Source organism: Tessaracoccus defluvii, from assembly GCF_014489575.1.
Lineage (GTDB): Bacteria > Actinomycetota > Actinomycetes > Propionibacteriales > Propionibacteriaceae > Arachnia > Arachnia defluvii.
The window spans coordinates 2,219,230-2,236,209 of record NZ_CP060789.1 but is presented as its reverse complement, the minus strand read 5'-3'; the positions used below and the strand labels follow the sequence as shown (position 1 = coordinate 2,236,209).

Annotated in this window: 11 protein-coding genes and 2 CRISPR repeat arrays; of the genes, 8 read left to right on the top strand and 3 right to left on the bottom strand. The window is 67.4% G+C overall.

The genetic code is table 11. From position 1 onward, the window contains the following. The first annotated feature begins 416 nt into the window (after nt 1-416). The 8 genes from H9L22_RS10760 (at nt 417) to cas2 (ending at nt 10,690) form a co-directional block, all read left to right on the top strand. Nucleotides 417-977 carry a hypothetical protein gene (locus tag H9L22_RS10760; protein ID WP_187719917.1) on the top strand — a complete coding sequence of 187 codons (561 nt, stop codon included), beginning with the start codon at nt 417-419 and terminating at the stop codon, nt 975-977. Beyond that, nucleotides 977-2,416, top strand: a complete 1,440-nt coding sequence (locus H9L22_RS10755) for a Cas10/Cmr2 second palm domain-containing protein (RefSeq protein ID WP_187719916.1) — start codon at nt 977-979, stop codon at nt 2,414-2,416. Before H9L22_RS10760 ends, H9L22_RS10755 begins: the two co-directional genes overlap by 1 nt. Continuing rightward, nucleotides 2,413-2,955 (top strand): RAMP superfamily protein, encoded by a 543-nt coding sequence (locus H9L22_RS10750; protein WP_187719915.1) that lies wholly within the window; start codon nt 2,413-2,415, stop codon nt 2,953-2,955. Before H9L22_RS10755 ends, H9L22_RS10750 begins: the two co-directional genes overlap by 4 nt. After that, nucleotides 2,952-4,259 carry a hypothetical protein gene (locus H9L22_RS10745; protein WP_187719914.1) on the top strand — a complete coding sequence of 436 codons (1,308 nt, stop codon included), beginning with the start codon at nt 2,952-2,954 and terminating at the stop codon, nt 4,257-4,259. Before H9L22_RS10750 ends, H9L22_RS10745 begins: the two co-directional genes overlap by 4 nt. Beyond that, entirely contained in the window at nt 4,256-5,446 is a 1,191-nt protein-coding gene (locus H9L22_RS10740; protein WP_187719913.1) for an RAMP superfamily CRISPR-associated protein, read from the top strand. The genes H9L22_RS10745 and H9L22_RS10740 overlap by 4 nt, the downstream gene beginning before the upstream one ends. A 545-nt stretch (nt 5,447-5,991) precedes the next feature. Further along, on the top strand, nt 5,992-6,786 hold the full coding sequence (gene cas6, locus H9L22_RS10735; RefSeq protein WP_187719912.1) for a CRISPR system precrRNA processing endoribonuclease RAMP protein Cas6: 795 nt from the start codon (nt 5,992-5,994) through the stop codon (nt 6,784-6,786). 255 nt (nt 6,787-7,041) lie between these two features. Beyond that, nucleotides 7,042-8,242: direct repeats of the CRISPR family, unit length 37 nt; unit sequence GTGCGAAAGCACTCCGCACGAAAGAGTGCATAGAAAC. Nucleotides 8,243-8,522: 280 nt separating this feature from the next. Then, nucleotides 8,523-10,415: a CRISPR-associated endonuclease Cas1 gene (cas1, locus tag H9L22_RS10730; RefSeq protein WP_187719911.1), complete on the top strand. Its 1,893-nt coding sequence runs from the start codon at nt 8,523-8,525 to the stop codon at nt 10,413-10,415. Next, nucleotides 10,406-10,690: a CRISPR-associated endonuclease Cas2 gene (gene cas2, locus H9L22_RS10725; protein WP_187719910.1), complete on the top strand. Its 285-nt coding sequence runs from the start codon at nt 10,406-10,408 to the stop codon at nt 10,688-10,690. Before cas1 ends, cas2 begins: the two co-directional genes overlap by 10 nt. A gap of 110 nt (nt 10,691-10,800) precedes the next feature. Here the strand turns inward: cas2 and H9L22_RS10720 are convergent, their stop codons facing one another. From H9L22_RS10720 to H9L22_RS10710, 3 genes are all read right to left on the bottom strand, one after another. Then, nucleotides 10,801-11,871, bottom strand: a complete 1,071-nt coding sequence (locus tag H9L22_RS10720) for an IS30 family transposase (protein ID WP_226965780.1) — start codon at nt 11,869-11,871, stop codon at nt 10,801-10,803. Between the two features lie 148 nt (nt 11,872-12,019). Then, nucleotides 12,020-12,759: direct repeats of the CRISPR family, unit length 37 nt; unit sequence GTGCGAAAGCACCTCGCACGAAAGAGTGCATAGAAAC. Nucleotides 12,760-12,928: 169 nt separating this feature from the next. After that, entirely contained in the window at nt 12,929-14,179 is a 1,251-nt protein-coding gene (locus H9L22_RS10715; RefSeq protein ID WP_187719909.1) for a hypothetical protein, read from the bottom strand. Then, nucleotides 14,169-16,943 carry a TIR domain-containing protein gene (locus tag H9L22_RS10710; RefSeq protein WP_187719908.1) on the bottom strand — a complete coding sequence of 925 codons (2,775 nt, stop codon included), beginning with the start codon at nt 16,941-16,943 and terminating at the stop codon, nt 14,169-14,171. The genes H9L22_RS10715 and H9L22_RS10710 overlap by 11 nt, the downstream gene beginning before the upstream one ends. Nucleotides 16,944-16,980 lie beyond the last annotated feature (37 nt).

Sequence of the window (16,980 nt, the reverse complement as noted above, 5' to 3'; positions counted from 1 at the left end):
GAGGAGGGGAGGGTCTGTGCCTGTCCTGCGCCACGTTTGGCTCCATCGACGCCACGAAGAAGGATGAGTCCGACGGCGAGTCGGTGGGGTACGGCGGTCACGTCCGGTTCTCCTCAGCGACGGCAAACGGTGTGTCGAGCCAGGTCGTCACGAGGGCCCCCTTGTCCGCACCCAAGCCGAGCGCCGGCCCGTTCTACCTCCGAGGCCTCAACGGCGCCACAGGACGAACCGAGGGAGACGTGGCCTCCCACTGGGGCAGCGAAGCGGACACTGGCGCGAAGCTGCGTGGCAGGAAGTTCTACTGGCATTCGGACCCTGATCAGCAGAGCAAGCATTGGCATGAGTCCGGAGCGACATCGGCCCGGCCCAGATACAAGGCCGCCCCGGGTCAGCCGTTGGCCGTGGACGGTGTCCGTGTGGTTGACCCGAAGCTCGGCAATGGCCGACCGACGGTCCTGACCGGGAGCGTGTCGTTCGACCGGTTGCCGATGCCGGCGGTCCAGGCGTTGCTGGCTGCAATCGTCCCGCAACGCGTCGCCGACTGCCTTGAGACGCATCGGCACAGGTCTCCTGCCGTGAGGCTGGGCGGGGGCAAACCACTCGGCTTGGGCTCCGCGGTACCGACGGTGGCTGCGGCCAGCCTGTGGACGGTTGCCGAGCGATACGGGTCTGGGCCACGGCGAATCCCGCCCCTTCTCGATGTCGAGAAGCTCCGTGCCATCGTCGGCCAAGTGGGTACCCCGCCGCTGGGCCAGCTCCTGAGGCTGCTCGACCTAGATGGCCTGAGTCGCGATGAGCAGAATCACGTCAGCTACCCGCCCGCCCTTTCATGGAGTGCATTCGGCACCAAGGATTTCGCCGAGAGCTACCAGTTCTTCTCGGACAACAACGGACTCCAGAAGGCGAAAGGGAAGGTCAAGCCATTCACCACCCTGCCCTTGGCAGGAGACCCCCAGATCATCAGGTGGGAGCCGTGATGAGCTACTACGCAAGCATCGGGGCCGTACGCATCCAGACCTGGATCGCGCAGTCGGCCAGCAAGCTCGCCCTCGTCCGCGGGGCGTCGGTTCTGCTGAGCTCCAAGACCGCGAACAGCGCGGTTTCGGAGTGGCTGGCCAAGCACCACCGGACGGTCAGGGTCGCTGAGGATGCGGGGGACGTCGACGGCGTCGTCGTGCTCGTCTCGAACGACAAGGCGGCGCTGAGGGCGGCCACCGAAGCTCTCCTCGCGAAGCTCGACTCTGACATCCCCGGCCTTCAATGGGAGGCCTGGATTGCTGAGGGCGGGTCCTACCTGCAGGCCTACGAGAGCCACGGAGACAAGGCCGCTGACTACCGGTCTCTGCCTCCGCTCACCGAGCTGGGCCTGGCCCGCACCTGCGACTTCTGCGGCGTGGAACCCGCCATCGGCCCGCTCAAGGAGTGGGAGAAGGACGGCCAGGCGGGTCCCAGCTGCCTCGCCAGGAAGGCGGCCCGCGACAAGGAGGAGGCACGGGCGCGGAACACCCACGACGAGTTCTGGAACGAGATCCCGGGCAGCTGGCCCAGGGAGTTCGAGAGCCTGGCCGTCTTCGGCGGCACCCATCAGGGCGCCACCGAGCAGGAGGCAGTCGGCCGCACCGATTCCCGTAGCCACCTGGCCACCGTCGCCGCCGACGGCAACGGCATCGGGGCCCTGTTCCGGATGATCGCCCAGGCCAAACTGCCCCGGCTGCGCGCCGACGCGGTGAGGCTCCTCAACGAGGCGACGAGGAGCGCCGTGACCGAGGCCGCGAAGGCCTGTGGCACGGACGTCAGCACCATGGCTGTGATCCCGCACTACGTCGGTGGCGACGACGTGTTCGTGTCCGTGGCCGCGCCGTCGGCCTGGCGCTTCGCCGTCACCCTAGGCGAGCAGTTCGAGGAGCTGCGCACACACCTGGCTGCACGGGTGACCGACGACATCGAGGGTGCGGAGGGGCTGAGAGCGGCCATCGGCTCGCTCGGGCTGGGGATCGGCGTCGCCTTCGCCCGCCGCGCCGTGCCCATCTCCGGCACCAGCGAGGCCGCCCATGCCGCGCTGGCCGCAGCCAAGGCATCCACCCGGGGCGGGGCGTCTGCCATCGGCTGGGTGGACCTCACCTTCGCTGCTGACAAGATCCACACCGTCGAGGTGTCTTCGGCCAGCGGCGAGCTCAGCAAGGTCGTCCCCAACGACGTGTTCAAGCTCGGCCCCTCGGCGCGCGGCTCGCTGACCGATCTGGTGCGCTCCGCGCCGGCCGACCTCGGCGACGCCGTGGCGAAGTGGGCGAAGCGCACCGGCAACACCGTCTCCGCCGCGGCGGTCCCGCACCTCCCTGCCACCCTGTCGCGGGCGCGCTGGTGGCCGGATCTGCCTGACGAAGACATCGATGAAGAGACGAAGGAGGCATCGTGATCCTGAGCTTCGACATCACGTTCAACGGACCGTTCAGGATCGGCGCGGGGGCTCCCATCAACGGGTATGACGCCCCCGTCGACCGCACCAACCCGCTGCCGTCGACCAGCCTCAAGGGCCTCATGCGCGCGGAGGCTTCCGAGCGGCTTGGGCTCCCCACCGAGTTGGTGGCACGGGTCTTCGGCTCCAAGCATCACGAGTGCCCCTGGGTGTGGAGCGACGCGACCCTCACCAGCCCCCGCTTCGGGCCGAGCACCAAGGTGCGGGTCGACGACGACGGCCACGCCATGCGCGGCTTCCTCCGGTTCGGCGAACAGGTGTGGGCCACCACAGGCAGCTTCACCGTCGAGCAGCGCCTCCACATCCCGGAGGAGGAACTGGGCAGGCACCGGACGGTCCTCTTCGCAGCGGCGGCCAGCATCACCGCGCTGGGCGAGTCACGCCTGCGCGGCTCGGGATGGGTGGTGGTCCGGGGGCGGGACGCACAGCCGGACCTGCCTGCCGAGCTGTTCAAACTGGTCAGGGCGGTGGCGTCATGACCTGGTTGCGCTACACGCTCGAACCGCGCACCGTGGTGTCTGCGGGCCGCTCCCGGGAGGTGGGCTTCGACCGCCCCGCCTACGACGTGCTCCCGGGCACCGTCGTCCGCGGGGCGCTGGGCGCCGGCTGGTGGCAGGAGCGAGCCGGAGACCAGCAGCGGTTCGATGAGCTGTTCGGCTCCCTGATGACCGTTCACGCCGCAGTCCCCACCCTCGGCGACGAGGCCGCCCAGCTGATCCCCATGCTGTGGAGCAGGGAGAAGTACGGCAACCAGGAGTACGAGGCCACCGCCGCGACGTCCGCCAACGGCCGAGTCGCGGGCCGGGGCTGGTCCGTGCCCCGCGAGTGGATGACGGCCAGCACCCGCACCAGCCTCAAGAACGGCGTGGCGGTCGACGGCGTCCTCTTCACCCGCCGGGCCTCCGGCAAGGGCGTGGTGTACAGCGGCTACCTCCGGCTGGAGGACCCCGACCAGGAGACGGTGAGCTGGCTGAGGACGGGCCGGAACGTCTCGGTGGGCGGCCAGCGGTCCGTACTGGGACGCTGCCGCTGGGAGTGCGAGGAGACGGATGACCCGTTCCCCGCGCCGACGACGGCGGGCACCGTGATGCTCGTCGCTCTGCAGCCGATCATCCTGCTCGATGAGCTGGGGGCCGGTTCGCTGGACCTCTCAGGTGCGATCCAGGCGGCCGTCGAAGCAGCCGGTACCTCGGTCGAGGTGGGCGAGGTTCGGACCCGTCCCGTGTCCGTCGGAGGATGGCACGGCCGCGCGGGGATCCCGAAACCGATGGACTGGGCGCTGGAGGCGGGCTCATCGGCGCTGCTCAAGGCGACAGACCCGGCCGCATGGCAGGCGCTGCACGGCGGCCTCGGCATCCGTCGGCTCGAGGGTTACGGCGCGGTGGCGCTGGTGGCCCCCGAGGCGCGCCCCGAGGTGGGGCCGGCGGTCATCAGGCAACCGGTGACATCGACCGAGCCGCCGCCACAGGCAGAGGCGCCGCCAGTCCCACCGCGCGCGCAGGTCTTGGCTCAGCCGGCGGTGGATCTGGCCGTGCTCGTCGATCGCGTCGCGGCGGCGGATCGCGCACAGGTGGTCGGCAACCTCCTGGACCTCGCCCACGATCTGGAGAGGATGGAGACCAACCCGATGCAGCGCATGCTGATCACCGGCAAGCTTGGGGAGGCCGCCAAGGCGGCATGGCTGGACGACGTACCCCCCGGCGTCGCGGAAGGGCTGCTCTCGTCGCTGAAGAGGTCATCCGATCGGCGCCAGGCCATCGCACAACTGAAGGGGCTCGGATGAGCGAGAACAAGGTCACCCTGATCGCCGTCCACGCCCGGCTGACGTCGCGGTGGGCCGTCGGCACCGTCGCCGCAGCCGACGACAACGTGAAGCTGCCCGTGCTCGTGGACCCGCGCACGAACCAACCGTGGATCCCGGGCAGCAGCATCGCCGGGTCCCTGAAGCGCCACCTTGAGGAGAGGGGCGATGACTGGCTGGGCCCGGATCCGCAGGGCTTCGAGCAACTCACGGGCAACGGTGATCGGGTGGCGAGCCGGCTGGCGGTACTCGGGGCCATCGTGGCGGCCGAGCGCGACACCAGCGGCTCAACCGAGGTCGACCCGCGGCGCGGCGCGGCGAGCGGTCGCACGCTGCGCAGCTACGAGTGGTCCGCGCCCACCACCCTGACCATCGCCTTCCAGCACGACGGCGACCGCTCCGAGGACCTCATCACGAGCCTGAAGTCCTGGCGCCCACACATCGGTCGCGGCCGCGGCACCGGCATGGGGGAGTGCGAGGTGCTTCGGGTGGACGACTTCACCGTCGACCTCAACACCGAGGACGGCCTCACGTTCTGGCTTGGCGAGCGCAGCGAGTGGTTCACCAGCAGGCCGCCGGTCGACGCCGCAGCGGCCGCCCCATCCGGTTGGACCACCCTCCACTTCACGGCCAAGGAACCCCTCCACGTCGGCAACGGGGAGAAGATCCAGGTTGGAACCCATCAGGAGCACGCCGTCATCGCCCACGCCGGCGGCGGGGCACCCCTCGTGCCCGGCACGTCGTGGAAGGGAGTGTTCCGGCACCGCGCCCGAACGATCCTCGAGGCCGTCGGCGCCGACGAGTCCCAGGTGAAGGCCGTGGAGACGGGCCTCTTCGGTTCCCAAGGCACCGGCCGGGGGGCGTTGTGGTTCGGCGAGACCGATCTGAGCGCTGGCTGCATCACACGCACCCACGTGGCCATCGACCGGTTCACCGGCGGCGCCAGGGACGGTTCGCTATTCACGGTCCGCGCCGTGAAGCGCGGCACGGACGTGCCGCTGCGGGTCCGGTGGAACCGCGGCGACATGCCGAAACCTGTCCGCAACCTGATGCTCCACGTCGCGCGCGATCTGCACGACGGCCTCGCCACGGTGGGCGGCATGGGTACCCGGGGCTACGGCTGGCTGGAACTCAAATCGCACGCCGGGGGATGCCGGCGGGAGCGGTGACTGCCGAATCGCTCGGGGAACTGGGGCCCGTCGTCGTCCAGGAACTCCTGGCCGCGGTGACTGCGCCCGGTAAGGGGCTCAACCCCGATAAGACCACGAAGGAGGAAGTGTGAACCAGATCAAGCCCTTGGGGCATCGTCGTGGGACGAGCTTGTGCAGCTCAAAGCAGACGGGTGGCTCTGGCTGGACATGGAGGAGGGCGGCCTGCACCACGGGCGGCTGCCGGCCACCCGGCCCGCGCAGCTGTCCCACCTGTGGGGATGGTCAGCCACCGAACTGGTGCGGGTGCGCGTGGACGGATCGCTGCCCGGTGGGATGGTGGGCGCTCGCGTGGCCGCGGCCGAGGCGGGTGCCCCGCAGGACGTGGCCGTGTGGGGCAACGACTCGGGCAAGATCCGCATGCCCGGAAGCGCCTTCCATGACAACTCCGGCGCCCCGGCGGTCACCTTGCAGCAGCACGTGGTGGCGGTGGCCTCGCAGCATGGCTCCGGCAGCACGCGGGTGCCTCTGACGTTTTACCGCCTCGTCGCTGGGGGCAGTGAGCGATGCCAGAGACCTACTGGGTGCCCTTGGACGTCGGCTACCCGGTTGAGGCGGATCACCTCCACGCCGCGTTCACCCGCTGGTTCGACGCCGAGGAGGAGGAGCCCGATCCGCGCAAGGTGCCTCACGGGGCCATCTCCAAACCGTACTCCCTATCGATGGTCGGCGAGTTGGACGGAACGCCCGGAATCTCGGTGTCGGTCCTGTCCGACGACGCGCGCAGTCTGTTCCTCGAACGCGCGGCGACCGGTTCCACTGTGCGGCTCGGCCGGCAGATCATCCGCACCGGACGTCCGTGGCTGACCGCATCGGCCTCGTGGGGCCAGCTTGCGCTTACGCGCCCGTCTCCGACGTGGGACGTGGAGTTCCAGACGCCGACGGTGTTCCGGACATCGGGGCGGCCCAGTGTCCTGCCCACCCCCTCAGTGCTGCTGCGCTCGCCATTGGAGGCGTGGACCTCCTGGAGTGGCGTGCCGCTGTTGGCCTACGACCCGGTGGCGGTGGCGCGGTCGGTCCGAGTGGAGTTGGCAGAGATCTCCACACTGCCAGTGCTCGCGGGCCGCAAGAGCGTGCCCGGGCTGGTGGGCAGGGTGCGCTACGTGAGCGACGACGCCGGCGTGGCCCGCAGCATGTCTCTTCTGCTCGCGGTGGCCCAGTTCTCAGGGGTCGGGTCGTACACGGCGCGTGGGTTCGGCACTGTCAGCGTGCGCTCAGACGCACCGAGCGCCAGCCGTGCGGGATCTGGGCGCAGGACCCGCTCGGACACGCTGCGTCGCCCCGTAGCGGCGGGGGTCTGACGCGCCATGCCCGGGCTGCTGCGGATCGCGCCGTTCCATCGCGGTCGGCGACCTCCCGAATGCGGCGTTCAGGCGGGAGGCAGGACCCCCAGGACCCTGTGCGCGGAAGCGCCCGAGGGGCTTCGGATCTGCGTGCCCTTGACAAGGGTCTTCGCGCATGAGGGGCGCGTCGTGGTCCCCGTCGCGGGGTGTTCCGCGTCGAGTCTGCAAGGAGGTGGTATCGTCCGTTGTTAGTTGGCCGTCTCGAAGGCTGGGGTGCGAAAGCACTCCGCACGAAAGAGTGCATAGAAACAACGCCGAGCTCCTGGGCGATCCGTTCGAGGATCTCAGTGCGAAAGCACTCCGCACGAAAGAGTGCATAGAAACACCACAGAACTTCGGTCACCCGTTGTGGTGTGAGGTGCGAAAGCACTCCGCACGAAAGAGTGCATAGAAACTTTTGGCCAGCCTTACAGACCGGCACAATTGCCACGTGTGCGAAAGCACTCCGCACGAAAGAGTGCATAGAAACCTGCCGCTGACCGGCATCGGTCACTCGCTCGTCGCACGGTGCGAAAGCACTCCGCACGAAAGAGTGCATAGAAACGGGGGGTCCGTCGGCGTCGGAGTCGGCTTGTGCGAAAGCACTCCGCACGAAAGAGTGCATAGAAACATCAGACCGATGATCTCAGCCGTACGAATGCGCTCTGTGCGAAAGCACTCCGCACGAAAGAGTGCATAGAAACTCCTCCGTACCCTCGTCCTCAGGGGCCTCGATCACGTGCGAAAGCACTCCGCACGAAAGAGTGCATAGAAACCGGACATGGTGAGAAGAGCGTCTTTTAGTAGTTGTGCGAAAGCACTCCGCACGAAAGAGTGCATAGAAACTCCGCGTGGCTTTCGTACACCGCAACGGTGTGGTATACGAGTGCGAAAGCACTCCGCACGAAAGAGTGCACAGAAACCCTCTTTCGCTGCGTCCTACGCCAGTGGCCGCCTGTGCGAAAGCACTCCGCACGAAAGAGTGCATAGAAACGATCTGGAAGTCGACGCCGTAACGCTGGTTGTCGATCAGCGGTGCGAAAGCACTCCGCACGAAAGAGTGCATAGAAACCATCGTGGGCTCGAGCTCGACCGGAAACTGCTCGTGCGAAAGCACTCCGCACGAAACAGTGCATAGAAACGCCGGGCGCGGTTGCTGTCATTGGCGCCCTCGAGCGCCGGTGCGAAAGCACTCCGCACGAAAGAGTGCATAGAAACCGCCTTACGGGCATTGCTGTCCAGAATCCGATGTGCGAAAGCAGTCCGCACGAAAGAGTGCATAGAAACGATCACAGTCTCTCCTTGAGTGCGTCGCGGTACTCGTCCCGTGCGAAAGCACTCCGCACGGAAGAGTGCATAGAAACAACATCTCCTCCAGGTCGGCATCCCAGTTGGCGAGCGCAAACGCACTCCGCACGAAAGAGCGCATAGGAACTTGGGCTCGAGCAGCGCCTCGTTGGCTTGCGGTGGTGCGAGAGAGTGCATGGAAGCGTGACGGTCTGCTGGTCCTTGGTTGCATCGAGTGCGAAAGCACTCCGCACGAAGAGTGCATAGAAACCAGCCGCCATCGGTCGTCGTCCAGTTGGTCGCCACGTGTGCCAAGGCACTTCGCACGACGAGCATCGCCTCCTCGCCACACAAGGGGCGAGGCGGGGCGGCGCGAGAGAGCGTGCTGAATCATCGAGTGAATCCGTGGGGTTCCCATGGGCGTCGCAATGAGGAACGCAGTGGGAAGGGCGGAGATGATGGGGGGTCGGGGATTCGCCGTCGATGAACTCAAGCCTGTCTGGGAACGGATCCTGCGCGACGACGTTGCCGATGGCACCTTGTCGTACGGCGTGCGGCGTTTTCGGGAGGAGGCCGACCGTTACCTGGATGAGCGGTCGGAGGCCCTCGATGCCGGCTCCTGGCAGCCGCATCCGCTTGTCGAGATGGTGCTCCCAGGCGCCAAGCGTCGGGTTCTCCACATTCCTGTGGTGGAGGACCGGATCGTCGCCCGGCGGGTCCTCGAGATGATCACCCCGCTGGTGGACCCGTCGCTCGGGCGGGCCAGCTTCGGGTACCGACCGGGCCTGGGTGTGACGGACGCGGTGCAGGAGGTGGTCGGATTGCGCGAGGAGGGATTCTCCTGGGTGGTCCGCACTGATGTGGCCGACTGCTTCCCGAGCGTGAAGCGCGATCTCGCCGTCCGAGCGCTCAAGGCGATGGTGCCGGACGAGGAGTTGACGCACCTCCTAGATCTGTTCGCGGCGCGCCCAAGGCGGCTGCGCGGCGGCGGGTTGAGGAGCCTGGAAGGGGTACCGCAAGGGTGCCCGCTCTCTCCGCTTCTGGCCAATCTCGTACTTCGTGATCTGGACACCGACGTTCAGAGCGCCGGATTCCCGTTGGTGCGTTACGCCGACGACATCGTCATCGCCTGCCATCACACCGACGACGCACTCGAGGCCCTCCGAGTAGCGTCACGAGCCGCAGAGGAGTTGGGTATGTCCCTGGGCGCCAAGAAGACGGCGGTGAGGTCGTTCGCAGAAGGGTTCACGTTCCTCGGCGAAGACTTCGGGTCCCGCTACCCGCCACCGCTCGACGAGCATCGCGTCAAGGAGCCCGACGAGAAGGTGGTCTACGTGGCTGTGCAGGGTGGGCGGGTGCGCATCCAGTCGGGTCGCCTCCTTGTTGAGAGCAAGGACGACGCTGTGCTGCTGGATGTGCCCACCGGCCACGTGGGACGGGTGGTGCTGTTCGGGTCGGTGGGTCTCTCGGCAGGGGCGCGCAGCTGGGCGCTGGGTTCCGATGTGGACGTGGTGTTCGCCTCACGCTCGGGCAGCTATCAGGGCAGCCTCCATAGCGGCTCCCATCCGTTCCGCCCGGCTCGCCTGCGTGCCCAACTCGCCACCCAGGGGACCGACCGCGGCGACGCCCTGGCCCGCGCCATAGTTGCCTCGAAGCTCATGCATCAACGCACGCTCCTCATGCACTTCAACCGTCGCCCCGTGCATGACGAGGTGGCCGAAGCCGTCGTCCAGTTGCAGCAGTACGGGCGCCTGCTGCCTGAGGCCCGTGGACAGGCGGAGATCATGGGAGTGGAAGGGGCGGCCGCGCAGGTGTACTTCCCAGCTCTGGGGCTGCTGGTGCCGGAGGGCATGCGATTCACCCTGAGGAGCCGACGTCCGCCGCGAGACGTCGTCAACGCGGCGCTGTCCTACCTCTACACAATCCTGCTGGGGGAGTGCGTGACCGCTCTGCACGCGGCCGGCCTGGACCCGGGGATCGGCGTGCTGCACACCCCACAGGACAACCGGCCCAGCCTCGCGTTGGACCTCATGGAGGAGCTGCGTCCGCTCATCGTCGACCAGGTGGTGGTCAACGCCTGCCGGCTCCAGCGGCTACGTCCGGAGCACGCCCGGCCCGACGAGGGATCGGCTGTGCTGCTGACCAAGGCAGGCAAGGAGATACTGCTGACCGCCTACGAACAGCGCATGAATCGCGACGTGTCCGGGGCCTTGCCCGACTACGCGGGCAGCTACCGCCGCCATCTCTACCGTCAGGCGCAGAGGCTGATGGTGAGCATCATGAACCCGGGGACCCCATGGACGGGGTTGTCGTGGCGCTGACGATGGTGGCCGCGTACGACGTGCGCGAGGACGACAGACGGTCGCGGCTGGCGGCGCTGTTGCAGGTGCACGGAGACCGGGTCCAGAAGTCCGTCTTCCTCCTGAGCATCGACGAGCCTGATTTCTGCGAGCTCCAGGCACGGGCACTGGCACTCATCGATGCCGATACAGACTCCCTGTGGTTCGCTCGCCAGTGCGCGGACTGCTGGGGTGTGGTGGTGAGGCTGGGACAGACCGATCTCGCGCCTCGGTCGCTGCACTGGGCGGTGCTGTGACGGTGATGCACGTCTGCGCGTGCCAGACCACCCGCCAAGAGGCGCGCCTCCGGGCGTGGGCGCCGCGCTGCAACCCTGTGCGCGAAGCGCTTCAGAAGGGGTCGGCGGTGTCAATTCGTCGAAGCAACATCGGCTGCGAGGAGGGCTTCGAATTTTTCTCTTGGGGTGTAGAAGCCAAGGGATGCTCGGGGGCGGTCGTTGAGTTCATCAGCGATCGCGTCGAGGTAGGCCTGGTTGCTGGTGATGTAGGTCCCCTTGGGTAGGTACTCCCGGATCAGGCCGTTGGTGTTTTCGTTGGTGCCCCGTTCCCATGGCGAGCGGGGATGGGCGAAGTAGACAGGCAGGTTCACAGCAGCGGTCAACCGGGCATGCTCGGCCATCTCTGTGCCCTGGTCCCAGGTCAGCGAGGTTCGTAGTACCTCAGGGAAGGGCCACATCCGCTCGGCCACCGTGTCGGCTACCGCGACGGCTTTCTTCCCTTCGGGAAGGCCGCAGATGACTGTGAAACGGGTGACGCGTTCAACCAGCGTGGCTGCCGCTGATTTGCCGTGAGCACCGATGATCAGGTCTCCCTCCCACGCGCCGGGGATCCTGCGTTCGGGGACGTCAGCGGGCCGGTCATCGATCGAGACCATCGCGACGATCGGCGCTCCGCGCCCTTCCTTTGAGCGTGGTTTACGGCTGGTGCGCTTGGACCTGAGCATCACCGAGTTACGGGCCAGCTCGCCCTTGGGGAGGGCGTAGATGAACCGGTAGATCGCCTCATGGGAGACCTGAGCACCATCAGCCGGTGTGGAGTGGACCATGGTCTCCACAGTGGGGTCAGTGGCCTCCAGACGCAACCGTCCAGCGATCTGGCGTGGTGTTCGGGATCGTTTCAGGTCGCCCAGCACGCGGGCCCGCAGTACCGGGTCGGCATCGATTTTGCGGGTCTGGGGGCGTCGGCGGCGGCGCTGGGCCTCGACGTCGGCTCGGACCACGCGGTAGCCGCAGGTCTTGGTGGCGTTACGACGGACTTCACGGCTGATGACGGACGGGGCCCGGTCAAGGTGGACCGCGATCCGTCGGATACCCCAGCCGGCCTTCAGACCTGTGGAGATCTCGGCCCTGTCGTGGGCGGTCAGTGGTCGTCGTTGCGTCACGCCGGAGAACCTCTCATCAACCTGCAGTGTTGCTTCCACGGTATGACACTGCCGTCGGATCTGCATGCCATTGACAAGGCCTTTCACCGTCACGCCACACCGGCTGCAGCGTTTGGCGCGGCGCAGGAGACGTGGTCTGCTTCGGGCTGGTATCGTCCGTTGTCAGCTGGCCAGCTGCAAGGCCGGGGTGCGAAAGCACCTCGCACGAAAGAGTGCATAGAAACGACTGAGGACGAGAGCGGATGACCCTGCCCTTGTTGTGCGAAAGCACCTCGCACGAAAGAGTGCATAGAAACAGGGCTCGGGGCTCGGTTCCTGTGAAGGTTCCGGTGCGAAAGCACCTCGCACGAAAGAGTGCATAGAAACTTGTGCTGGCTGTAGTACGCCTCTGCCTCGCCCTTGTGCGAAAGCACCTCGCACGAAAGAGTGCATAGAAACTTCGCAACATCGCATCCTGCAGGTAGATCTGTGCGAAAGCACCTCGCACGAAAGAGTGCATAGAAACCCCTTTCGTGGACGTATGGACTGACACGGTCGTGTGTGCGAAAGCACCTCGCACGAAAGAGTGCATAGAAACTCAGCTTGTTCATGTTTATCTCTTTTTCTCCGATGTGCGAAAGCACCTCGCACGAAAGAGTGCATAGAAACGTCGGCGACACCTGCAACCATTGATTCTGGTAGTGCGAAAGCACCTCGCACGAAAGAGTGCATAGAAACACACGACCGTCCCACCCGAAGGCGTGACGCCCGGTGCGAAAGCACCTCGGACGAAAGAGTGCATAGAAACGTTGAGGACCCGCAGGTGCCGAAGAGCCCGACGGTGCGAAAGCACCTCGCACGAAAGAGTGCATAGAAACAGCGAATCTGGCACGCTCCCGCCGTACCGACGTGTGCGAAAGCACCTCGCACGAGAGAGTGCAGGAGCGCTTGGGTTCGGTGGTCTCAGCGACGGGCGGTGCGAACGCTCCCTCACCACAGAGTGCGCTGCCGCGGCCGGGAAACACCATCTCGTCGCGGAAGGGGGCGTGATCACCGAGCCGGAGATTGGCAGGGCGGAGACCTCCTCGGGACTCCGCCCTGACGGTCTCAGTCGTAGTCAAGCAGGGTGGCGGGCCACCGGGAGTGCCCACAGGACGTCGTCGAAATCGAAGGCGCCGAAGTGCAGCCGTGGCTGTGGACGTGCCAGGGCGTGGTCACGAGCTTGTGTGTGCACGGCGGCCGCGTCGGGGTCGGTGCAGAGATCGGCCTTGTCCTGCGCCACCTGCGCCGCAAGAAGACCCAGCCAATCGTCTGCGTCCCCGATCTTCGCGAGCAGCGTGTACCTCGCCGCGGAGGGGGCCGCCTGAGCCAGGACCCACTGGGTCAGTGCCCTCTCCACTGCGCTCGGGAAACATCCATCATCACGCTCGGAGAAGGAACGCGCGCGCTGAACGGCTCGCTCATGCTCGCCGCAGACCCAGTCGACTGTGGCCAGTACGCCCAGCAACTGGCTCGAGATCATGCTGCAGGCGCTATCGCAGCCCCATCCATGCGACGTCGCGCACAGCCCAGGCTTGTCGTCGACCAGGTTCTCGTCCTTCACGGCACCGGACCAACTCAGAGCCAGGTCGAAGGCGCAGTGGCGCGCCGCGAGGGCGACGCACGCCGCGATGGCTCCCCAGCGGCCCTCGGAGCGCAGCGAAGCAAGATCGAAACAGGCGATGGTCTCGAGGCACTCAGCCGAGGAAAGTGCCGGACGCTCGAATGCCATCGCCGTTCGCAAGGGGCCGACGCATCCGTGGCGAGCCGCATCGGTCACGAGCGACTGGACGCGGTCTCGGTCACACTCCCTGAGGGCGTCCAGCAGCGAGAGGAGAGACGCGAGCGTCGGCTCGCCTTTGACGGAGACGGTTTGCAGGAAGGTCCCCGGCAGAGGACGGCGACCAACAACGGCGAGTGCTAGATCCGCCAGCGAGTTGGGGATCTCGGGCTCGTCCTCAGCACGGGCAAGCTCCCGATCAACCAGAGGGTCGAGCGTCATGGCGGCGGACCGATCCGCGATCTCGTAGGCGAATCCGAGTACGGGGGCGGGGGCACCGGCGTGCGCGAGGAGCGCCATCACCTCAGCGGCGTGAGCGCGCCTGTCCGGCGCCCAGGGCTGAAGCGCCTCCAGCAGCTCGCTCAGCAGTTCGTCGCCCATGATGCGGTCAGCGTTGTAGAGCCGGATTGACTTCGCCGCGGAGCCGAGGCGTTGCAGGTCTTCGTCAGTCAGATCGATCATCGCTGCTCTCTCCACCCCGCCCTCTGGCACGAAGCCGGGGCAGCAAAGGTCGGGTGGTGCGTAACCACTGCGCGCATCATGACGCACACCCTGCAACCATCGACGGCGACTCGACGAGGATTCCGGCCAGGTCAGGGCCGCCGTCGGCGCCCCACACGCGCCCGCAGGCCCGTGACGACCACTCGTCAGGGTCCAGTGGGATCACGTGGAGCGCGCCGTCGCCTTCGCTGCTGACCGCCAGGGTGCGGCCGTCCGGCGAGAATCCGAAGCCTGGCTCGCTGATCACCGACGTGCCCACATCAAGCAGCGGCACCCTCGTTGCGGTCTCGAGGTCATACAGGGCCACCGTGTTGCCCTCCAGTGTCACCATGCGGCCGCGGTTCACCTTGGCCCCGTAGAGGGGCACCCGCCACGCGGAGGAGGCCGTCGTCAGGAATCGCCCTCCCACGATGTCGCCGGTGTCGACGTCTATCTCCACTGTCCTCACAGTCCCGGCGTCGTCGTCGTGCACCAGGACCGCTACCCGGCCTGAGGGCAACCTCTCCGCGATCCCGAGGGGTGTTCCCTCCGCCCTCGCTGAGGCGATCATCGTCAGGTCGTCGGCGGACAGCAGCTCGACGGTGCCGGCAGGCTGGTCGGCGGGGACGCGCAGCAGGTAGTTGCCGTCCGATGTGACCGCGACGGCGTCGATGGGGTGGCACTGGGCGGTGCGCTGCGACGGGTCGATGAGGATCCTCGCCCGGTCGGTGAGCACCACCACCTGGCCGTCGTCCCGGCGGGCGGTGCCGCCCCATGGCGTGCCCTCGCCGAAGGAGCACTCTGTGGAGGGCAACGTGATCGACGGCTCGGGCGGTCCGCTCTGGCTGAGGATCATGGCCTCACCAGCGCCCAAGTTGACCACGAGCAGCCGCTGGTCGTCGATCCAGGCGCCGGTCGCCGACGCGACAGCCCAGGACCCAAACTCGCCCTGCTGGTCGCGTCCCGTGCCGAGATCGACAATGTGAAAGTCGGCGTTGCTCAGCTGCGCCACGGCCGCCGTCCGGGCGTCGTTGACCGCCACCGAGTACAGGCCGCATGATCGACAGGGTTGGAGTGGCACAGGGTACGACGTGCCCATGGCCATGGTGCGGCTCAGATCCCAGACCGCCACGGATCCGCCGGCTGCGCTGACCAGGATGTCGGGTCCCACGAATCGGAGCGCGTGCGGGGCAGGGCCGGCGCCCTCAAGCACGCGGACGGGTGGGCGCTCGCCGCCCGGCGGTCCTGTTCTGGAGACCTGCAGCTTCCCGTCCGCGGCGGTCACCAGCCGGCCTCCCGTCGAGTCAAGGGTGATGCCGGTCACGGCGGCCGACTCGGTCCACCCGGCGAGCTGCGCCTCAACCTCGATGTCTGGGCCCCGGGCCTCGGACAGATCCCACACCTCGATCATGCTGCCGCCGTTGGTGTAGGTGAAGTGGACGCCGTCCGCCGCCAGGGATCCGCCGAACATGTAGGTGCCCATGGGAATCCGGCCGCGACTCTCCGCGTTCCCGTGAGTGGCTCGAAGATATTCTCCGTACTCGTTCATCGCGGCCACGCTCTCGTCATCCGGCAGCACCACCCACGAGGGCGTCAGCCCGCCCGTGGTGTAGTCCCACACCTGGTCGTTGATGTGCACCTGCAGGAGGTACTCCTCCAGGAAACCTTCGGCGGGGATCACAGCGACGGAGCCGCCGGACGGCGACAGCGCGGCCACCCGGCCGCCGCCGCCACCGTCCTGGACGCCGTCGACCCACCGTGTCCACGTCGTCCGCCCGCTGACGTCATCGTCCCTGCGCTGCCTGGCGCTGGCCACGACGGTGCGGCCGTCCGCGCTCACACCCACGAACTCGATCTCCCCGGCCAGTTGACCGAGGGTGGCGGACTCACCGGCGGCCTGGTCGAAACGCACCACGTTGCCCGATGCGGTGCCCGCCACGACCACCGCCGCGTCGGGTGTGGCGTCCGCAGCCGACACCTGACCGCCCACATGGAAGAAGCGGAGCAATTCCGGGGTGGCGGACGCCACTTCGTGAAGGGCTTGCGCCGAGGCCGGATCCCCGGCGGACCGATGGGCGGTGTCGGCCCAGACGAGGGCGGTCTCGAGATCGGTGGCCGCGGTGACCCGGGCCCGGCTGGCCACCAGGCTCTCGAGCGCGGCGTCACGCTGCCGAGCGGCCTCCTCAGCCGAACGGACCGCGAGCAAGGCAGCGGCCAGGCTCGTCACCAGCAGCACCGCCAGGGTGACGATGGCGGCCCTGGACAGACGGCGAGCGCGCCGGTGCTGACGCACGTCCTCGCCGATGAGGGCGTCGCGATCCACCTCGCGGATGGCCGCCGACAGGTCGGCGACGCGTTCCATGAATCGCGGATCGCCCTGCCCGTCCTCTACGTCGTCCCACCAGGTGAGGTCGATCCAGCGGGGCTCCTCCGCGTACGCGCGGGCCAGGGACGGTGGGATGCAGTTAGTCTCAGCCGTGAATGTGCCGTGCACGCGGTCCCAGCCGATGGTGCCGGCGCAGTGCACGACCAGAATCCGATCCGCGTCCCCTCGCGAGGCGAGCCAGTACTGCACCTCGCGGTCGACGTATTCGGACACTGCGGCTGCCGGTGAGGCCAGCAGGATCAGCCAGCCGGAATCGTCCAGACCGGCGGCGATCGTGCCCCACAGCTTGGTGTTCGCGGCCAGGCTGGCGTCGTCGCGGAAGACCCTGATGGCGCGGAGTTGGTACCACGGCTTGGCGAAACGCTGAAGAGCGTTCTGCACGGCCACGGCGACGGGCCCGGAGGCCTGCCTTGAGTACGACAGAAACGCGTCGAAACGTCGATTCACCGTATTCCTCCTTTGCCGGCGCGTGCGTGCACCCCAC

Bases quoted from the DNA above. Each gene is read 5' to 3' on its own strand.
- cas6 (WP_187719912.1), top strand. From the start codon at position 5,992: ATGCCAGAGACCTACTGGGTGCCCTTGGACGTCGGCTACCCGGTTGAG.
- H9L22_RS10740 (WP_187719913.1), top strand. From the start codon at position 4,256: ATGAGCGAGAACAAGGTCACCCTGATCGCCGTCCACGCCCGGCTGACG.
- H9L22_RS10745 (WP_187719914.1), top strand. From the start codon at position 2,952: ATGACCTGGTTGCGCTACACGCTCGAACCGCGCACCGTGGTGTCTGCG.
- H9L22_RS10755 (WP_187719916.1), top strand. From the start codon at position 977: ATGAGCTACTACGCAAGCATCGGGGCCGTACGCATCCAGACCTGGATC.
- cas1 (WP_187719911.1), top strand. From the start codon at position 8,523: ATGAGGAACGCAGTGGGAAGGGCGGAGATGATGGGGGGTCGGGGATTC.